15 protein-coding genes are annotated in these 18328 nt (G+C 71.6%); 6 read left to right on the forward strand and 9 right to left on the reverse strand.

All coding sequences use genetic code 11. From position 1 onward, the window contains the following. Position 1: 1 nt before the first annotated feature. Together miv_RS03780 and miv_RS03785 are read right to left on the reverse strand one after the other, a co-directional pair. The gene (locus miv_RS03780; RefSeq protein ID WP_058618065.1) at positions 2-448 is read right to left on the reverse strand and encodes a cupin domain-containing protein; all 447 of its coding nucleotides are present in this window, start codon (positions 446-448) and stop codon (positions 2-4) included. Continuing rightward, positions 445-915, reverse strand: a complete 471-nt coding sequence (locus tag miv_RS03785; RefSeq protein ID WP_207181512.1) for a DoxX family protein — start codon at positions 913-915, stop codon at positions 445-447. Before miv_RS03785 ends, miv_RS03780 begins: the two co-directional genes overlap by 4 nt. Before the next feature lie 148 nt (positions 916-1063). Here miv_RS03785 and miv_RS03790 point away from each other — a divergent pair, with 148 nt between their 5' ends. Next, on the forward strand, positions 1064-2635 hold the full coding sequence (locus miv_RS03790; protein ID WP_207181515.1) for a GMC oxidoreductase: 1572 nt from the start codon (positions 1064-1066) through the stop codon (positions 2633-2635). Positions 2636-2879: 244 nt separating this feature from the next. Next, complete coding sequence (locus tag miv_RS03795; RefSeq protein WP_048431130.1) at positions 2880-4166, forward strand: ArgE/DapE family deacylase; 1287 nt, start codon at positions 2880-2882, stop codon at positions 4164-4166. Between the two features lie 46 nt (positions 4167-4212). On the opposite strand, the gene miv_RS03800 is transcribed toward miv_RS03795, so the two are convergent. Then, positions 4213-5184, reverse strand: a complete 972-nt coding sequence (locus miv_RS03800; RefSeq protein WP_244748853.1) for a metal ABC transporter solute-binding protein, Zn/Mn family — start codon at positions 5182-5184, stop codon at positions 4213-4215. Positions 5185-5512: 328 nt separating this feature from the next. On the opposite strand from miv_RS03800, the gene miv_RS33680 reads away from it, so the two are divergent. Next, positions 5513-5899 carry a DUF2934 domain-containing protein gene (locus miv_RS33680; RefSeq protein ID WP_207181517.1) on the forward strand — a complete coding sequence of 129 codons (387 nt, stop codon included), beginning with the start codon at positions 5513-5515 and terminating at the stop codon, positions 5897-5899. An 80-nt stretch (positions 5900-5979) separates the two neighbouring features. On the opposite strand, the gene miv_RS03810 is transcribed toward miv_RS33680, so the two are convergent. Beyond that, complete coding sequence (locus miv_RS03810; protein ID WP_207181520.1) at positions 5980-7206, reverse strand: MFS transporter; 1227 nt, start codon at positions 7204-7206, stop codon at positions 5980-5982. Positions 7207-7521: 315 nt separating this feature from the next. Between miv_RS03810 and gyrA the strand changes: the two genes are divergently transcribed. Beyond that, the gene (gene gyrA / locus miv_RS03815) at positions 7522-10287 is read left to right on the forward strand and encodes a DNA gyrase subunit A (RefSeq protein ID WP_207181522.1); all 2766 of its coding nucleotides are present in this window, start codon (positions 7522-7524) and stop codon (positions 10285-10287) included. Between the two features lie 233 nt (positions 10288-10520). On the opposite strand, the gene miv_RS03820 is transcribed toward gyrA, so the two are convergent. Both miv_RS03820 and miv_RS03825 read right to left on the reverse strand, forming a co-directional pair. Beyond that, a complete protein-coding gene (locus miv_RS03820; protein WP_207181524.1) occupies positions 10521-11630 on the reverse strand; it encodes a L,D-transpeptidase family protein in 1110 nt (369 codons plus the stop codon). 92 nt (positions 11631-11722) lie between these two features. Next, entirely contained in the window at positions 11723-12595 is an 873-nt protein-coding gene (locus miv_RS03825; RefSeq protein WP_244748854.1) for an extensin-like domain-containing protein, read from the reverse strand. Positions 12596-12746: 151 nt separating this feature from the next. On the opposite strand from miv_RS03825, the gene miv_RS03830 reads away from it, so the two are divergent. Continuing rightward, a complete protein-coding gene (locus miv_RS03830) occupies positions 12747-14804 on the forward strand; it encodes a M3 family metallopeptidase (protein ID WP_207181526.1) in 2058 nt (685 codons plus the stop codon). Here miv_RS03830 and miv_RS03835 read toward each other — a convergent pair. The 3 genes from miv_RS03835 to miv_RS03845 are packed head-to-tail and all read right to left on the reverse strand — an operon-like array spanning position 14793 to position 17670. Beyond that, positions 14793-15527 carry an ABC transporter permease gene (locus tag miv_RS03835; RefSeq protein WP_207183382.1) on the reverse strand — a complete coding sequence of 245 codons (735 nt, stop codon included), beginning with the start codon at positions 15525-15527 and terminating at the stop codon, positions 14793-14795. The two genes, miv_RS03830 and miv_RS03835, sit on opposite strands and share 12 nt — an antisense overlap. An 8-nt stretch (positions 15528-15535) precedes the next feature. Then, entirely contained in the window at positions 15536-16675 is a 1140-nt protein-coding gene (locus miv_RS03840) for an ABC transporter permease (protein ID WP_207181527.1), read from the reverse strand. A gap of 23 nt (positions 16676-16698) precedes the next feature. Further along, positions 16699-17670: a glycine betaine ABC transporter substrate-binding protein gene (locus miv_RS03845; protein ID WP_244748856.1), complete on the reverse strand. Its 972-nt coding sequence runs from the start codon at positions 17668-17670 to the stop codon at positions 16699-16701. 239 nt (positions 17671-17909) lie between these two features. Here miv_RS03845 and miv_RS03850 point away from each other — a divergent pair, with 239 nt between their 5' ends. Further along, entirely contained in the window at positions 17910-18221 is a 312-nt protein-coding gene (locus miv_RS03850) for a response regulator (protein WP_420865532.1), read from the forward strand. Positions 18222-18328: the final 107 nt, after the last annotated feature.

The following is an 18328-nucleotide window of genomic DNA, read 5'->3' on the forward strand; positions in this document are numbered from 1 at the left end:
GTCACCGGAACCGGCAGGCCGCGTCGGTGGTCGGCGCCGAATCGTACTGGACGATCATCAGCACCGCCGGCTCGTCCCCGACCGTGCCGGAGCGGTGGCCCTTCTTTCCGTCGACCTCGCGGACGTTCTGGTCCTCGCCGAACGAGATCTCGCCCGGCCCCATCTCGACCCGGGTGCCGTCCATCGATTCGACGAACCAGCGGCCCGACAGCGGGACGATCCATTGCGGTTTCGGGTTCGGGTGCCAGTCGCCGGTCCAGCCGACCGGCTGCACGGTCACGAACACGGTGGCGCCGTCATGGGTCTTCTGCCCCTGCCATTGCGGCGGGGCCGGCGGCGACATCGACTTCTTCTCGAACTCGGTGAAGGCGCACCGCGTCTGGTGGCTGATCCCGTCCGCATCGGCCCAGAGGTGCCAGTAGGGGATTTTGGGCGTCTCGTCGCTCATCGGGCGGTCTCGCTGAGGCTGTAGGGCTTCGAGGAGGCGAAAGGGTGCGAGACGAACGTCTCGACCGTCGCCGCCCCGGTGCCGAAGGTGACGAGCAGAAACCCGCCGGCGAGCGCGAGGTTCTTCCAGAAATCCCAGAAAAGCTCGCGGCCCTTGCCGCCGGACCAGAAATCGCCCGGCTTCCAGAACTGCTTCCAGAGCAGCGCCGTGACGCCGCAATAGCCCGCCAGCACGAAGGCGGCTAAGCGGTCGGCGATGCCGGTGAGGATGCCGAGCGACATCACGATCTCGACGAACAGGCCGGCGAGGATCAGCGCCGTGGCCGGGGCCGTCGCGTGCACCGCTTGGCGGGCCTGCCCCACCGCCCCGCGAAAGTTCAAGATCTTGTCCAGCGCGCTGAACGGCAGGAAGAGCATCACCAGGAGGAGCCTGACCCCGAACGCGACCGCGATGCTGAAGGTTGCCATCCGCCCGTGACCTCGCTGCCCAGTTTCGCATGTGCGAAAAGCTAAGTGGGGCGGCTCGACCTTCGCGCCAGCCCCGCCATATCCGCCTCGCACGGTCGACCGGCCCTGCGTCATCCCGCGGCTTTTTCGCGGACGAGGGGACCCACCGATGAGCGAGAACCGGCACTACGACGTCGTCATCGTCGGGTCGGGGCCGGGCGGCGGCACCATGGCGTGGCGGCTCGCCCAGACCGGCAAGCGCATCCTGCTGCTCGAGCGCGGCGACTACCTGCCGCGGGAGCGGGAGAACTGGGACAGCCAGGCGGTCTTCGTCGATGCCCGCTACCAGGCGCCGGAGACCTGGTACGGCGCCGACGGGTCGAGCTTCCATCCCGGCCTGCACTATTTCGTCGGCGGCAACAGCAAGGTCTACGGCTCGGTCCTGCTCCGCCTGCGCGAGAAGGATTTTGGGCAAATCCGCCACCCGGACGGCATCTCGCCGGAATGGCCGGTGAAGTACGACGTGTTCGAGCCGTATTACCAGGCGGCGGAGGAACTCTACTACGTCCACGGCCAGCGCGGCGAGGATCCGACCGAGCCGCCATCCTCGAAACCCTACGCCTACCCGCCGATCACCCACGAGCCCCGGATCCAGGAGCTGTTCGACGGGCTGAAGCGCGAGGGCCATCACCCGTTCCACCTGCCGGTCGGGGTGCGGCTCGACGAGCGCGACGGCAAGCCCCTGCCGCACTCGGCCTGCATCCGCTGCGACGCCTTCGACGGCTACCCGTGCATCACCAACGGCAAGGCCGATGCGCAGGTCACCTGCGTCGATCCCGCGCTCGCGGCGCACGACAACCTCACGCTGATGACCAACGCCTATGTCGACCGGCTGCTGACCGATCCGGCCGGCCGGACGGTCACCGGCGTCGAGGTCAAGCGCGGCGACGCGACCGAGGTGTTCACCGGCGATATCGTGGTGGTGGCCTGCGGCGCGCTCTCCTCGGCGCTCCTGATGCTGCGCTCCGCCAGCGACGCCCACCCGCAGGGGCTCGCCAACCGGTCGGGCCAGGTCGGCCGCAACTACATGCGGCACAACAACTCGACGGTGCTGGCCATCTCCCGCACCCCGAACCCGACCCGGTTCCAGAAGACGCTCGGCCTCAACGACTTCTATTTCGGCGCCGACGACTGGGATTATCCCCTCGGCCACATCCAGATGGTCGGCAAGTCGGACGGGGTACAGATCCGCGGCGAGGGCCTGCCGGGCTTCCTGCAATGGTTCCCGGAAAAGCCGTTCGACTGGATCGCCGCCCATTCCCTCGATTTCTGGCTCACCACCGAGGACCTGCCCATCCCGCAGAACCGCATCTTCTACGAGAACGGCAAGGTGCGGCTCGATCTCACGCAGACCAACGAGGAGGCGTTGCACCGGCTCAAGGCCAAGCTGCGCAATCTCTGCTCCAGGCTCGAGATCCATCCGCACCTGTTCGACCGCTCGCTCTATCTCGGCAAGGACGTGCCGATCGGCGGCACCGCCCATCAGGCCGGGACCCTGCGCTTCGGCACCGACCCGGCGACCTCCGTCCTCGACCTCGACTGCAAGGCGCACGAGCTCGACAATCTCTACGTCACCGATGCGAGCTTCTTCCCGTCGATCGGCGCCGTGAACCCGACCCTGACGATCATCGCCAACTCGCTGCGGGTGGCCGACCACATCATCGGGCGGCTGGGCGCGTAGCGCCGAGCCTTCTCGTATGATTTCCGCCTGATCGCTTCGCGACGCGGAAATCGGCTTCGCTCAAGCGCCGCGCGGGCTTGTGATACCCAATCCGGAAGTGATCCTCCGGATTGGGTATCAGACCTCCATCCCCGCCCCTATCGTCCAGGGCGGGGATCGGACCGTGCAAGGCGGCGCGCACCACGCGCATAGGTGCGCCGCCGCTTCCCGGGCTATGACGGGATCGCCCTCAGAGGAGCCCCGCATGCCCCTGGACCCCGCCCTGCGCGACCGCATCATCACGGCCGTGGCCGACGGCTTTTCCGAGCAGATCGCCCACACCCAGGCGCTGATGCGCTTTCCCTCGATCCGGGGCGACGAGCAGGCGATCCAGGATTTCGTCTTTCGCAGCTTTCGCGACCGGGGCTACGCCATGGACCGCTTCGCCATGGACCGGGCGCAGATCGAGGCGCATCCCGGCGGCGCCCGGTTCAGCCCTGAGCATTCCGAGGCGCCGATCGTCGTCGGCATCCACCGGCCGCGGGAGGAGCGCGGACGCTCGCTGATCCTCCAGGCCCATGTCGACGTGGTGCCGCCGGGCCCCGCCGACCTCTGGACCCACCCGGCCTTCGAGCCGGTGGTGGAGGGCGACTGGCTCTACGGCCGCGGCGGCGCCGACATGAAGGCGGGGCACGCCGCCAACCTGTTCGTCCTCGATGCCCTGCGGCGCATCGGCCTCCAGCCCGCCGCGACCGTCACGCTGCAATCGGTGGTGGAGGAGGAATCGACCGGCAACGGCGCCTTGATGACCCATCTGCGCGGCTACCGCGCCGACGCGGTGCTGATCCCCGAGCCCGAGGAGGAGATGCTGGTGCGCGCCAATACCGGCGTGTTGTGGTTCCGGGTCGAGGTCCGGGGCCGGCCGGTCCATGTCCGCGAGATGGGCACCGGCGCCAACGCCATCGACGCCGCCTACCGGGTGATCGGCGCGCTGCGGGCGCTGGAGGAAAGGTGGAACGCCGACAAGGCCGGTCGCCCGCATTTCGAGGGCGAGGCGCACCCGATCAACCTCAATATCGGCCGGATCGAGGGCGGCGACTGGGCTTCCTCGGTGCCGGCCTGGTGCCGGATCGACTGCCGCATCGCGCTCTATCCGGGGGTGAGCGCTGCGGAGGCCGCCCGCGAGATCGAGGCGGCGGTGGCGGCGTTTTCCCGCGACGACGCCTTCCTGTCGAACAGCCCGCCGAGCGTCAGCTTCCACGGCTTCTTCGCCGAGGGCTACGTGCTCGACGAGGGCTCGGAGGCGGAAGCCGTGCTCGGCCGCGCGCACGAAGCGGCGACCGGCCGCGCACTCGAGAGCTTCATGACCGCCGGCTACCTCGATACCCGGGTCCACGCCCTCTACGACCGGGTGCCGGCGCTCTGCTACGGGCCGAAGAGCGAGAACATCCACGGCTTCGACGAGCGGGTCAGCCTCGCCTCGCTCAAGCGCATCACCACCGCGATGGCCCTGTTCGTCGCCGAGTGGTGCGGGACGGAGACGGCCGCGTAGAGGGAGGGGCGGCGACGGAGCCGGCGCGGGTCCGTCGCCCCCACCCTCACGCCTTCAGCGCCGCCACGAATTCCCGCACGTTGTGGCGCATCATGTCGAGATAGGTCGTGGCCGGGCCGCCGGGCTCGGACAGGGCGTCGGAGAAGACCCGGCCTCCCGCCTTGGCGCCGCTCTCGCGGGCGATCTGCTGCATCAGCCGCGGATCGGAGACGTTCTCGAGGAAGACCGCCGGGATCTTGTCGCGGCGCACCTGCCGGACGATGGCGGCGACGTCGCGGGCGGTGGCCTCGCTCTGACTCGACACGCCCTGGGGGGCGAGGAAGCGCATCCCGTAGGCCTTGGCGAAGTAGCCGAAGGCGTCGTGGGTGGTGACGATGCGCCGGCGCGCCTCGGGGATCGCCGCCAGTTCCGTCCGGATCTCGGCGTCGAGGGCGTCGAGCTTCGCGAGATACGCCGTCGCGTTGGCCGCGTAGATCGCCGCGCCGGCGGGGTCGGCCGCGGTCAGACCGTCACGGATGGCGACGACGTAGCGCTTGGCGTTGGCGACGTTCTGCCAGGCATGGGGATCGATCGTGTGGTCGTGCCCGTGAGCATGGGACGGCTCCTGCCCGCTCTCGTCCTCCTCGATCGGGACGACGCCCTTGGCGGCGACCACCACCGTGGCCTTGGTGCCCGACGCCTTGATCAGGCGGTCGATCCAGCCCTCGAAGCCGAGCCCGTTGACCACGACGAGGCGGGCGGCCGCGACCGCCTGGGCGTCGGCCGGGGCCGGCACGAAGCTGTGCGCATCGCCGTTCGGCCCGACGAGCGTGGTGACGGCGACACGATCGCCGCCGACCTGACGCACGAGGTCGCCGAGGATCGAGAACGACGCCACGACCCGGGTCGGTTCCGCTTTCGCGGGCTCGGCCGCGACGGGCGCCGCAGGAGGGGACTGCGCTGCCGTGGGCGCGCTCCACCCGAGGCTCAAGGACCCGGCCAGGGCCACCAGCAGCATCCCGATTCTCAACCCGCGCATCGTACCGTTCCCTCGCTCGATCCCGCGCCTCCCCTAGGCCGACGGACCGGCAATTGCAACATTGTTACATCGCCGCTGCCCTGGAGATGGCCCGCCCGTTAACCTGGATCGAGGACGGGTGCGGGTGAGGCGTCCAGGGTGCGCGGGTCACCCCGTTCCTGCCGGTTTCGCTCGGACGGTGTCATCGGCGGGCCGGATCGTCGCTCAAGTGCGGTCCGGTCCGCCGCCCTCGCCGTCGAGGGTCCACGCGACTGGGGATAGTGGTGATTAGGCTTTCCTTAACCATGACTCGCGAAGGTCCGCCCACATGAACCAACAGGAGGTCGGGATGGATCACATCGAGACCAGCATCCGCGAGCGGGCCTACGCCCTTTGGGAACGCGACGGCCGCAGGCACGGCCGCGACGCGCATTACTGGGCCCTGGCCGAGCAGGAGTTGCGCGGCACGAACGAGGCGCCCGTCGTCGCGCGGGAGACCGGCACGGACGAGGCCGTCGAGGCGCAGGCCGTCCCGGCGGACATGGCCGCCAAGCCGGCCCGCAAGCCTGCGGCCCGCAAGCCCGCTGCCAGCAAGCCCGCTGCCAAGAAGGTTGCCGCCGAGACCCCCGCCGCCAAGGCCGCGGTGAAGGCCGTGACCGAGTTGGCGCAGGCGGCCGCAAAGCCCGCCCCGCGCCGGCGCCGGACCGCCGCGGCGGAGACCGTCACCACCCACTGACCGTCGGCGTTGCGGAAAGCAGGAACGCGCTGCGCTCGGACCTCGACCCCTCCCGCCCCGCGGGAGGGGTTTTTTGCGCTTCAGCCCCTGCCGCCCTGCGGAAGGGGCTTTTCGTCGTGGATCGGCCGGGGCGCGGCCGATCCACGGCGGTGCAGGCGCCACAGGATTCCGACGAGGGCGACGTCGACCAGCGCCAGGACCGCCAGGACGACCAGCGTCGTATCGGCTCCTTGATGGGCGATAAGCCACGCGGCGGCCGACGGCGCGAGCGCCTGGGTGGCGAGGCTCGGCTTGGCTAGCCGGCCGAGGAGCCCGGCATAGCGCTCGGGCCCGAACAGGACGAGGGGCAGGGTGCCGCGGGCGATCGAGTAGAGGCCGTTGCCGGCGCCGTAGATCACCAGCACCAGGGCGGGGGCGACGAGACCGGCCCAGAGCAGGACGAGACCCGCGGCCATCAGGGCCACCGCGGCGGTGAGCGTCCAGATCGGATGGTGCCGGCTGCGGTTGGCGACCTCGAGGAGCCGGGCGCCGACCTGCGACGGGCCGATCAGGGTGCCGAGGGAGACGGCGGCCGCCAGCGTCAGGCCCCGGTCCTGGAGCAGCGTCAGCAGGTGGACCGAGATCACCGAGGTGGCGACGCTGGTGCAGGTCGCCACGGCCGCAAGCACCAGGAAGGTCGAGCGTTCCCCGGGCGTCAGCGCGATGTCGGCCCGGGTGCCGGGGGCCGGGAGCGGCCGCGGCGGCGCCCGCGGGACCAGGCCGAGGATCAGCGGCAGCGACAGGGCGAGCTGCAGGGCGGCGTAGCTCAGGCAGGTGCCGCGCCAGCCGAGATGCGCCAGCAGGAAGGCCGAGAGCGGCCAGCACAGCGTGCTCGAAAAGCCGCCCCACAGGGTCAGTGCCGTGATCGACGGGCGTGCATCGGCGCCGTAGAGCCGCCCCAGGGTGGCGAAGGCCGCGTCGTAGAGCCCCGACCCCATGCCGAGGCCGATCACCAGCCAGGCGAGGGCGAAGACCGGCAGGTTCGGCGCCAGCGCCAGGAGCGTCAGGCCCGTGGCGAGGAGGCCGGACGACACCGCGAGCACCGGCCGGCCGCCATGGCGCCCGATGAGGCGGCCGGCGAGGGGCGCGACGGCGCCCGCCGCCAGCATGCCGGCGGTGAGGCTGCCGAAGATCCACGGCAGCGGCCAGCCGGTCTCCGCCGCGATCGAGGGCCCGAGCACCGTCAGCAGGTAGTAGCTGCAGCCCCAGGCGAAGATCTGCGTCACGCCCAAGGCCGCGATCACCGGCCAGCGCCCTTGCGCGCTCACGGCGTCCGTTCCCGATCCGGGCCCGGCCTGCAGAGGGTCACGGGGTCCATGGCGGTCTCCCGGCGCGGGCGGGCCCTCGTTTCCGGTCCCCTCGCTCCCGCATCCTTTGCCAATCTCTAACGACTTCGCGGGACACTCGTCCACAGGGTCGTGCGGGCTTGTGGAACATCCCCGGAACGCCCATCTAAGATGCTGATTTGCTTCGCCTTCCGCGTCCTGCGCCGGTGCCCTTCAGGCTGGTGCTCGGAGGCGAATTCGGCTAAGCCTGCCGGCAGCGAGATGTGAGCCCGCGCGGGCCGCGACGAGAGACAGACCTTGGCAGAGAACGACCCGACCGGCGCCCCCCCGCCCGCGACCGACATCAAGCCCGTCTCGATCACCGACGAGATGCGCCAGTCCTACCTGGCCTACGCGATGAGCGTGATCGTCAGCCGCGCCCTGCCGGACGCGCGCGACGGCCTCAAGCCCGTGCATCGCCGCATCCTGTACTCCATGTACGAGAACGGCTACCTGCCGGACCGCAAGTACGTGAAGTCGGCGCGCATCGTCGGCGACGTGATGGGCCAGTATCACCCGCACGGCGACCAGTCGATCTACGACGCCCTCGTCCGCATGGCACAAGACTTCGCCATGCGGCTGATGCTGGTCGACGGCCAAGGCAATTTCGGCTCGGTCGACGGCGATCCGCCGGCGGCGATGCGCTACACCGAATCGCGCCTGGCCAAGCCCGCGATGTCGCTCCTCGAGGACATCGACAAGGACACGGTCGACTTCAACCCGAACTACGACGAGTCGAAGGACGAGCCGGCGGTCCTGCCCGCCCGCTTTCCCAACCTCCTCGTCAACGGCGCCGGCGGCATCGCGGTCGGCATGGCGACCAACATCCCGCCGCACAATCTCGGCGAGGTGATCGACGGCTGCATCGCGCTGATCGACGATCCGGCGATCACCATCGAGGGCCTCAACGACATCATCCCGGGCCCGGACTTCCCGACCGGCGGCGCGATCCTCGGGCGCTCGGGCACCCGCTCGGCCTACATGACCGGCCGCGGCTCGGTGATCATGCGGGCGAAGTCGCATGTCGAGGAGCTGCGCAAGGAGCGCGAGGCGCTGATCTTCACCCAGATCCCGTATCAGGTGAACAAGGCCTCGCTGGTCGAGAAGATCGCCGACCTCGTGCGCGAGAAGCGTGTCGAGGGCATCGCGGATCTTCGCGACGAATCCGACCGCGACGGCATGCGGATCGTCGTCGAATTGAAGCGCGACGCCGTCGCCGACGTGGTCCTGAACCAGCTCTACCGCTACACCCCGCTGCAGACGAGCTTCGGCTGCAACATGGTGGCGCTGAACGGCGGCCGGCCCGAGCTCCTCAACCTCAAGGACCTGATCCAGGCCTTCATCGACTTCCGCGAGGAGGTCGTGTCGCGCCGCACCAAGTTCCTGCTGAACAAGGCGCGCGAGCGCGCCCACGTCTTGTGCGGTCTCGCCATCGCGGTCGCCAACATCGACGAGGTGATCCGGCTGATCCGCACCTCGCCGGATCCGAACTCGGCCCGCGAGGCCCTGATGGCCCGCGACTGGCCGGCCGAGGACATCGCGCCCCTGATCGCGCTGGTCGACGATCCGCGCCATCGCCTGCGCGAGGATGGCACCTACCGGCTGTCCGAGACCCAGGCCCGCGCCATCCTCGACCTGCGCCTGCAACGCCTGACCGCGCTCGGCCGCGACGAGATCGGCGACGAACTCAAGCGCCTCGCCGACGAGATCGCCGACTACCTCGACATCCTGCGCTCGCGCGCCCGCATCATGGGCATCGTCAAGCACGAGCTGGCGGAAGTCCGGGTCGAGTACGCGACCCCGCGCAGGACCGAGATCCTCGACTGGGATTCCAGCGTCGAGGACGAGGACCTGATCCAGCGCGAGGACATGGTCGTCACCGTGTCCCATGCCGGCTACATCAAGCGGGTGCCGCTCTCGACCTACCGGGCCCAGCGCCGCGGCGGCAAGGGCCGGGCCGGCATGTCGATGCGCGACGAGGATTTCGTCACCCGGCTGTTCGTGGCCAACACCCACACGCCGGTGCTGTTCTTCTCCTCGCAGGGCCAAGCCTACAAGGAGAAGGTGTGGCGGCTGCCGCTGGCGGCGCCGAACGCCCGCGGCAAGGCGCTCGTCAACATCCTGCCCCTCGACCAGGGCAAGGAGCGCATCACCACCATCATGCCGCTGCCCGAGGACGAGGCGTCCTGGGAAACGCTCGACGTGATGTTCGCCACCGCCTCGGGCAGCGTGCGGCGCAACAAGCTGTCCGACTTCGTGCAGGTGAACCGCAACGGCAAGATCGCCATGAAGCTCGACGAGGGCGACCACATCGTCCATGTCGAGATCTGCACTGAGGCCGACGATGTGCTGCTGACCACGGGGGCGGGCCAGTGCATCCGCTTCCCCGTCACCGACGTGCGGGTGTTCAAGGGCCGCGATTCGACCGGCGTGCGCGGCATCAACCTCGCCAAGGGCGACGAGGTCATCTCGATGACGATCCTGCGCCACTTCGAGGCCTCGCCCGAGGAGCGCCAGGCCTACCTCAAGCGCGCCAACGCCGACCGTCGCGCCACCGGCGAGGCGATCGAGCTGCCGGCCGATGCCGAGCCCGAGGGCGAGGAGGCCGCGGCCGCGATCAACCTGGAGCAGGACCGCTACATCAGCATGGGGGCGGCCGAGCAGTTCGTCCTCACCCTGTCGGAGCGCGGCTTCGGCAAGCGCACCTCGTCCTTCGAGTATCGGATCTCCGGCCGCGGCGGGAAGGGCATCAAGGCGATGGAGGTCAATGCCCGCAACGGCACCCTCGTGGCCTCGTTCCCGGTCGAGACCAGCGACCAGATCATGCTGGTGACCGATGCCGGCAAGCTGATCCGCGTTCCGGTGGACGACATCCGGGTGGTCGGCCGCGCCTCGCAGGGCGTCACGGTGTTCAACACCGACAAGACCGAGAAGGTCGTATCGGTCGAGCATATCGAGGGCGAAGGCGAGGCGGAGGCCGACGTCGAGGGTGAGGGCGATGCCGGGGAGGTCGAGGGGGCCTGATCGGGTTCGCTCTGACAGGGTCCAACGTTCAAGACTATGGCGTGATTCCCCTCTCCCGTGTGGGAGAGGGGTTAGGGGTGAGGGTGACACGCTTCAGTGTAAGACGCTGAGCGTGGTGCTGGCAGCGGTACGGTTTGAGCTTCGATCAGAACCGTAGCACCCTCACCCCTACCCCTCTCGCATACGGGAGAGGGGATCCCGCGATTTTCTGAATTCATTCAGCAGGAATTTCCTTACTTCCCGAAATCGACCTTCGCTCCCCGCTCGACGTGCTTGGCCAGATCCCGGGCATCCCAATTGGTCAGCCGGATGCAGCCGTGGGACTCGGTCTTGCCGACCTTCTCCGGCTCGGGCGTGCCATGGATGCCGTAGCCGTCGTTGCCCGAGAGGTCGATCCAGACGAGACCGACGGGGTTGTTCGGGCCGGGCTTGATGGTGAACTTGCGCTTCGCTTCGACGCCCTTGAACTCGTATTTCGGGTTGTAGGTGTAGGTCGGGTCGAAGGCGACGCCCTCGACCGTCAGGGTGCCGCTCGGCGCCGGCTTCTCCTCGCTGCCGATCGAGGCCGGGTAGAGGTGGATCAGGGCGCCGTCCTCGCCGTAGGCGCGGACCTGGAGCGCCGGCTTGTCGACCTCGATCCGCTTGACCTTCGGCGCCTCGGGCAACTCCTTGCCCGGGATGCGTCCGGTCTCCATCGGCGGCACCGCCGCCACCGTGATCACCGTGCCGGCCTTGGTCAGCACTGCATCCGGGTTGAGGGCTTCGAGCAGGCCCCGGCTCATGTGGAAGCGCTCGGCCAGCATCTCGGCCGGCGAGGTGTAGGACAGCGCCTTCAGGTCGGCCTGCTCCTCCATCTTCGGCGGGATCGCCTTGGCGTAGGGGCCGGCCGCGTCCTCCTCGGTCAGGGTGTAGCGCTGCACCGCCGGGTCGGTGCTGGTGCCGGCGAGAGCCTGCCACACCGCGGCGTCGAGGCGGCCCGAAAAGGCCTGACCCTTGGCCTTGGCGAATCCCGCGAGGGCCCCGCGCAGGTTGTCGCCCTCGCGCCCGTCGATGGCGCCGGGGGAGAATCCGGCCCGGTCGAGCAGCACCTGGGTCCGGATCGTCAGCGGGTCGGGGCGCTTCTCGGCGGCGGCCTTCTCCCTGCCCGTCTCCTTCGCGGCCTCGCGGCCCGCTTCCGCCTTGTCGGACGCGGGCTGGCCGGGCTCCGCGGCGCCCTCCGCCGGGCCTGCGGCGAACTGCGCCTGGTTGATCGCCTCCGCGGTCAGGGGCGTCTCCGCGGCACCGGCCGTCCCCGCGCAACCCATCACCACCAGAACCGCCCCGAGCCTCGCTGCCGACCGCATCCGACCCACTCCCGACCTACGAAGAACCGCAGAGCCTTAGAAGCGCCGGACGCGGGCGGACGTTCCCAGGCGGCATCGTCGACGGCCTGTCCCTACTGGCACAGGCGATGGCCGGCGGGCCGCTCGCGCTCGTCGAGGTGGAGATGGTTGGCGTGGGCCGGGTCGGAGCCGGGCCCGAGCACGGTGCGGAAGAAGCCGCAGGCCCGGCCCCTTACGGCGGCTTCGAACGCCGCCTCCGGCGTCCCCTCGCGGCTCGCCCCGACGGCGATCGGCAACCGGCCGTCCAGGGTGAAGCCCATCACGTCGATCCCGTTGGCATAGGCGTGCTCGCTCAGCTTGGCGCTCGGGTCGTGGTTCTGCCCGCGGCACTCGTAGGAGCCGCCGATCCGGAACGTCTGCGGGGCCTTGCCGAGAGTGCGCTCGCCGATCACCCGTACCTCGGTGCTCCAGCGGGCGAGCGCCTCGGCGGCGGTACAGGTGAGGGTGGCGGCGGGCGCGAGCGCCACGCCGTCCGGCAGCTCGGTCACCCGCAGGGGCTTCATGGCCCCGCACAACCCGTCCGAGAGGGGAGCCACCGGCTCGGCCTTGACGCCGAGGCGCTCCAGACGCCGCAGGCAGGCGGTGTCGTCGGGCACGACCGTGGCCGGCCCCGGCGCCGGGCCGGAGGGCAGGTCGGCGGGTCGCTCGGGGGGCAGGGGGGCGGGCTCGGCGGCGGCGGGCGCCTCCTTTCCCACCTCCTTGGCCGCGTCCTTCGCGGCGGGCTCGCCGGGCACGGTCTCCTTGGACCCGGGAGGGCGGGGCGCCGGCTCCCTGATCTCCTCGGGCCGGGGCGGCGGCAGGGGAACCTGCTCGGCCGGGGTCCGGTTCAGCGGTGTCCCGGTCGGTGCCTGGGCATGCGCCGGCCCCGCCAGCAGGGCGTACCCCATCAGTGCGGCGAGGCTCCGCCCCATCGTCGTCCCCGGCATCGCGCGTTCCCCCCGTTCGCGCTCTCCAACGGCCGGCCAAGCGTGACCGTTCCGGCGGGTGGGCATCCCCGGGGCGGTCGGCGCGTCCCGCCGCGCTTGCGCCCCGCGCCCGAGGGGCTATCGTCGCCCGCCATCTCAGCGAGAGGATCACATGCGCGGCGTCACGGCGGAGCACGAGCCCAACCCCTTCTCCGAGCCGGTCTGGACCACGCCCCACGGGCTGCCGCCCTTCGAGCGCATCGCCCCCGCGCATTACGAGCCGGCCTTCGAGCGGGCGCTCGCCCAGCACGTCGCCGAGATCGAGGCGATCGCCGGCAATCCCGAGCCGCCGGCCTTCGCCAACACGATCGGGGCGCTGGAGCGCTCCGGCGAGGCGCTGCGGCGGGTCTCGGCCACCTTCTTCAACCTGGCCGGCAGCCACACCAACCCGGACCTCCAGGCGGTCGAGCGGGCGGTGGCGCCGCGGCTCGCGCGCCACGGCAGCGCGATCTACCTCAACCCGGACCTGTGGGCGCGGGTCTCGGCGGTCGGTGAGGACGGCCTGACGGACGAGGAGAAGCGGGTGCGCGAGCGCTACCGCCTGCGCTTCCGCCGCGCCGGCGCGGAACTCGGCGCCGAGGCCAAGGAGCGGATGGCCGCCATCGCCTCGCGGCTCGCCGAGCTCGGCACGCAGTTCAGCCAGAACCTGCTCGCCGACGAGAGCGGGTTCATGCTGGAACTCGCGGGCGAGGACGATCTGGCCGGCCTGCCGCCCTTCCTGCGCGCCGCGGCCAGCCGGGCCGCCGAGGAGCGCGGGCTTGCCGGCTCGCACGTCGTCACCCTGTCGCGCTCGCTGATCGAGCCGTTCCTGGTCTTCTCGACCCGGCGCGACTTGCGCGAGCGCGCCTACGGCGCCTGGATCCGCCGCGGCGAGAACGGCGGCGAGACCGACAACCGGGCGATCATCACCGAGACCCTGCGCCTGCGGGCCGAGCGGGCGCGCCTGCTGGGCTACCCGAGCTACGCCGCCTTCCGCCTCGACGACACCATGGCGGGCAGCGCCGAGGCGGCGGTCGGGCTGCTCGAGGAGGTCTGGGCCCCGGCCCGCCGCCGGGCCGAGGCCGAGCGCGACCGGCTCCAGGCCCTCGCGCACGAGGACGGCCAGACGGCCGCCCTGGCGCCCTGGGACTGGCGTCACTACGCCGAGCGCCTGCGCCGGCGCGAACACGCCCTCGACGAGGGCGAGATCAAGCCGTACCTGCCCCTCGAGGGCATGATCCAGGCCGCCTTCGACACCGCGCACCGGCTGTTCGGCCTCTCCTTCACCGAACTCGCGGAGGTGCCGCGCTACCATCCGGAGGTGCGGGCCTGGGAGGTTGCCGACCGGGACGGCACGGTGATCGGCCTCTTCCTCGGCGATTACTTCGCGCGGGCCAGCAAGCGCTCGGGCGCCTGGATGAGCGGCTTCCGCTCGCAGGAGCGTCTGACCGGGCCGGTCACGCCGATCATCGTCAACGTCATGAACTTCGCCAAGGGCGGCGAGGGCGAGCCGGCGCTCCTGTCCTTCGACGACGCCCGCACCCTGTTCCACGAGTTCGGCCACGCCCTGCACGGGCTCCTGTCGAACGTGACCTATCCGATCCTCGCCGGCACCGCGGTGGCGGGCGACTTCGTCGAGCTGCCCTCGCAGCTCTACGAGCACTGGCTGGAGCAGCCCGAGGTGCTGCGGACCCATGCCCGCCACTACCGCACGGGCGAGCCGATGCCCGAGGACCTGCTGGCCCGGCTGCTCGCCGCCCGCACCTTCAACCAGGGCTTCGCCACGGTGGAGTACACGGCGTCCGCCATCGTCGACCTCGACCTGCACCTCTCCCCGGAGGCCGAGGGCGGCATCGACCCGCTCGCCTTCGAGGCGCAGTCCCTGCGCCGCATCGGCATGCCGGCCGAGATCGCGATGCGCCACCGCACGCCGCATTTCCAGCACGTCTTCGCCGGCGAGGGCTACGCGTCCGGCTACTACAGCTACCTGTGGTCCGAGGTGCTGGACGCCGACGCCTTCGACGCCTTTCGGGAGGCGGGCGACATCTTCGACCCTGCCACCGCCGAGCGCCTGCGCACCTACGTGTACGGCGCCGGCAACCTGCGCGACGCCCGCAGCGCCTACACGGCCTTCCGCGGCCGGCTGCCGAGCACCGGGCCGCTGCTGCGCAAGCGCGGCCTAGCGGCGTAGCCGCCGGCCGAGGCCCGACGCGGCGGCGAGCCAGGCCGCGTCGGCCAGGAAGGCGAGCGAGGCCGCCGCCGCCGCGCCCTGGACCAGCGCCAGGGTGTTCTGGGTCTGGAGGCCGACGACGATCGGGGTGCCGAGGGTCTGGGCGCCGGCGAGCGCGCCCACCGCCGCGGTGGCGACCGCCAGGACCAGCACCACCCGCAGGGCCTCGAGGATCGGCCCGGCGGCGAGGGGCAGCTCGACCCGCAGGAGGGTCTGCGTCGGGGTGAGCCCCATCGCGGTCGCGGCCGCGCGCACGTCCTCCGGCACGGTGGCGAGCGCCCCGGCGGTGCCGCGCATCACCGGCATCAGCCCGTAGGCGGCGAGCGCCAGCAGGATCGGCGGCGCGCCGAAGCCGAGGACCGGCAGGGCGATGGCCACCACCACCACCGGCGGCGCGGCCTGGGCGGCCGCCGCCAGGGTGTCGAGGGCACCCCGTAAGGACGCGCCCGCCGCCCGCGTCGCCAGGATGCCGAGGACGAGACCGGCCCCGCCCGCGAGCAGGAAGCCGCCGAGCGCCAGGGCGAGGTGGTGGCGCGCGAGCCAGGCGAGGCGCCCGGCCGGCACCGGCGTGCCGGTTTGCATCCCGAGCAGGCGCACGAGGGGACCGGCGACCTCCGGCAGGCTCAACCCTGCGAGGACGAGGCCGAGCGCCAGCGGCGCGGCGAACCGGGGCAGGCGTTTCATCGCGCGGTTCATGCGGCCTCCCGGTTCGTCAGGAGCGCGAGCCCGGCATCGACCGCGAGCGCCAGCCCGATCACCGGCAGCGCGCCGAGGAGGATCAGGTCCTGGGCGAACTGCGCCATGCCCTCGAACACCACCGCCCCGAGCCCGCCGGCTCCGACGAGACCGCCGAGGGTGGCGAGCCCTACGCTCTGCACCGCCGCGACCCGCAGGGCCCCGGCGATCACGGGTGCGCCGAGCGGCAGCCGCACCCGCAGCAGGGTCGCGCCGGGGGTGAGACCCATCGCCCGGGCGGCCTGGAGCACCGCCGGGTCCGCCGCGGCGAGGCCGGCGGCGAGGCCCCGCACCAGCGGCAGGCAGAGATAGGCGGCGGTGCCGATCACCGCCGGCACCGGCCCGATGGCCGACAGGCCGAGCCCCCGCAGGGCCGGCACGAGGGCGAGCAGCCCGGACAGGCCCGCCACCAGGGCGGCGAAGAATGCGAGCGCCGGCACGACCTGCACGCCGTTGAGGAGCCCGTCGACGAAGCGCGAGGCCGGTCCGTCCCGCAGGCGCAGGAGCGCGAGCGGCACCGAGACCGCGAGCGCGAGCCCGAGCGCGGCCCCGGCGAGCCCGAGATGCTGGAGGAACGCCGCGTTCACCGCGCCCGCCCGCGCCCGATACTCGACCGTGAGCGAGAGGGAATCGAGGAGGCCGCCCCCCGCGGCGAGCGCCAGGAATCCGAGGAGGAGCGAGGCGGCGACGAGGCCGCCCCAGCGTGGGAAGACGGCCCGGGCCGCCGCGGCCGTGAGCCCGGCCAGGGCGAGGCCGCCGAGCCAGGCGCCCGAGCCGAGGACCGCGCGGGCCGCCGCCGGCTTGCCGGCGAGGAGCCCGGCGGCGCCCTGGCCGGTGGCGAGCACCAGCCCGCACCAGGCCGCGAGCGCCGCCGCGAGGGCGAGGCGGCTCGTCCGGGCGGAGGCGGGAGCGGCAAGGATAAGGGCCGCGACGAGCGCCAGGAGCCCGAGGCCGAGACCGGGCAACCCGATGCCGACGGGCGCGCCGGGCACGAGGCGATTCGGCGCGAGCGTGAGGACGGGCAGGGCGACGAGCGCCGCGACGGCGAGGCCGGCGGCCGCGAGGGGCAGCGCCCGAGACGTCGTGAGCGAAGACATCGTACGTGGAGGCATCAGACGCATCATGGCGCGACGGAGGCGAGGTAGCGGCGGGCGACGGCTTCCGGCGTGTCGCCGTCCACCGCCACCTGCGCGTTGAGCCGGCGCAGCGTCGCGAGGTCGAGGCCGGAAAAGAGCCGGTCGAGGGCGGGCGCCATCGCGGGGTGGCGCGCCAGCACCTCCGTGCGGACGAGGGGCGCCGGCTCGTAGACGATCTGCGCCCCCAGGGGATCGCTCATCACCACCACGTCGAGGGCCGCGATCGCCCCGTCGGTGCCGTAGACCATGCCGGCATTGACCCCGCTGATCCCTTGCGCGGCGGCCCGCAGGGTGACGGCGGTGTCGCCACCCGGCAGCATCACGATCCGCTCCCGCGGCAGGGCGAAATCGTAGGCGTGCTCGAAGGAGGGCAGGGCGGCCGGGCTCTCGACGAACTCCGCCGAGGCGCAGAGTTCGATCAGGCCGCGGCGGACCGCACCGGCGAAATCGGCCATCGTGCGCAGGTTCTCGGCCCGGGCGAGCTTGCCCGACACGGCGATCTGCCAGGTGTTGTTGGCGCGGGCGGGCGTGAGCCAGGTCAGGCCGTTCGGTTCGTCGAAGCGCCGCGCCGCGGCGAGCGCGGTCTCGGCCCGGCGCCAGACCGGGTCCGCGTCGGTGCCGGAGAAGAAGGCGGCGTTGCCGGTATACTCGGGATAGGCATCGATCTCGCCCGCGGCGAGGGCGGTGCGCACGATGCGGGTCGGGCCGAGCTGGAGCCGAGGGGTCACCGGCACGCCGAGGCGCCGAAGACTCATCACGATCATCTGTCCGAGGAGCGCTCCCTCGCCGTCGATCTTCGAGGCGACGACGACCGGCCGCCCCGTCGAGCCGAGGGCCGGAGCGGCCGCCCCCGAGACGAGACCCGCCACCGCGCCCGCCAGAACCCGGCGTCGATTCAAGGGGCGCGGCGGGCCGGATTGCCGCTGCATCGCGCCCCAGGCGGCTACGCTTGACATGACTGCCTTTCCGGGCGACGGCTCACCGGCGCAGGTGACGTCTGCCGGCGCGGACTCGCACGGGCTGCGGGCGATGGGAACCCCCGACGGCTTGGCGGCTACCGCCGCCGCGGGAACGGGTCGATCGGGCCTCGATACGGGGCGATGAGGGAAAGACATCCGGCGTGGGCACGGAAACAAGCGAAGACCTCCTGAACGGTGCCCGCGTCCTCGTCGTCGAGGACGAAGCGGCGATCTCGATGCTCCTGGAGGACATGCTGCTCGATTTCGGCTGCGAGGTCGTGGGTCCGGCGGCCCGGCTGAGCAAGGCACTCGAGATGGCCGAGAGCGAGAGCTTCGTGGTCGCGATCCTCGACGTCAACGTCGCCGGCGAGCCGATCTATCCCGTCGCCGAGGCGATCGTGCGCCGCGGCCTGCCGCTGATCTTCTCCACGGGCTATGGCGGGGCGGGCATCCGCGAGCCGTTCCGGGACCGTCCCGTGGTGCAGAAGCCGTTCAGCCAGCAGGATCTCAAGCGCACCCTGATCGCCGCGATCGCGGCGGCGAACTGAAGGATACGCGCCCGGAGACCGGGCGCGACCGTCTGGTTTCGAACAGTAAAGGCGCGTTGATCGACGATCGGCGCAAGACGAATTCTCAGATACGACAGTCGCGACAT

The organism is Methylobacterium indicum (assembly GCF_017347565.1).
Classification (GTDB): Bacteria; Pseudomonadota; Alphaproteobacteria; order Rhizobiales; family Beijerinckiaceae; genus Methylobacterium; species Methylobacterium indicum.

Bases quoted from the DNA above. Each gene is read 5' to 3' on its own strand.
- miv_RS03780 (WP_058618065.1), bottom strand. From the start codon at position 448: ATGAGCGACGAGACGCCCAAAATCCCCTACTGGCACCTCTGGGCCGAT.
- miv_RS03795 (WP_048431130.1), top strand. From the start codon at position 2,880: ATGCCCCTGGACCCCGCCCTGCGCGACCGCATCATCACGGCCGTGGCC.
- miv_RS03840 (WP_207181527.1), bottom strand. From the start codon at position 16,675: ATGTCTTCGCTCACGACGTCTCGGGCGCTGCCCCTCGCGGCCGCCGGC.
- miv_RS03825 (WP_244748854.1), bottom strand. From the start codon at position 12,595: ATGCCGGGGACGACGATGGGGCGGAGCCTCGCCGCACTGATGGGGTAC.
- miv_RS03850 (WP_420865532.1), top strand. From the start codon at position 17,910: ATGCTCCTGGAGGACATGCTGCTCGATTTCGGCTGCGAGGTCGTGGGT.
- miv_RS03830 (WP_207181526.1), top strand. From the start codon at position 12,747: ATGCGCGGCGTCACGGCGGAGCACGAGCCCAACCCCTTCTCCGAGCCG.
- miv_RS33680 (WP_207181517.1), top strand. From the start codon at position 5,513: ATGGATCACATCGAGACCAGCATCCGCGAGCGGGCCTACGCCCTTTGG.
- miv_RS03790 (WP_207181515.1), top strand. From the start codon at position 1,064: ATGAGCGAGAACCGGCACTACGACGTCGTCATCGTCGGGTCGGGGCCG.
- miv_RS03835 (WP_207183382.1), bottom strand. From the start codon at position 15,527: ATGAAACGCCTGCCCCGGTTCGCCGCGCCGCTGGCGCTCGGCCTCGTC.
- miv_RS03845 (WP_244748856.1), bottom strand. From the start codon at position 17,670: ATGTCAAGCGTAGCCGCCTGGGGCGCGATGCAGCGGCAATCCGGCCCG.
- miv_RS03785 (WP_207181512.1), bottom strand. From the start codon at position 915: ATGGCAACCTTCAGCATCGCGGTCGCGTTCGGGGTCAGGCTCCTCCTG.
- miv_RS03820 (WP_207181524.1), bottom strand. From the start codon at position 11,630: ATGCGGTCGGCAGCGAGGCTCGGGGCGGTTCTGGTGGTGATGGGTTGC.
- miv_RS03800 (WP_244748853.1), bottom strand. From the start codon at position 5,184: ATGCGCGGGTTGAGAATCGGGATGCTGCTGGTGGCCCTGGCCGGGTCC.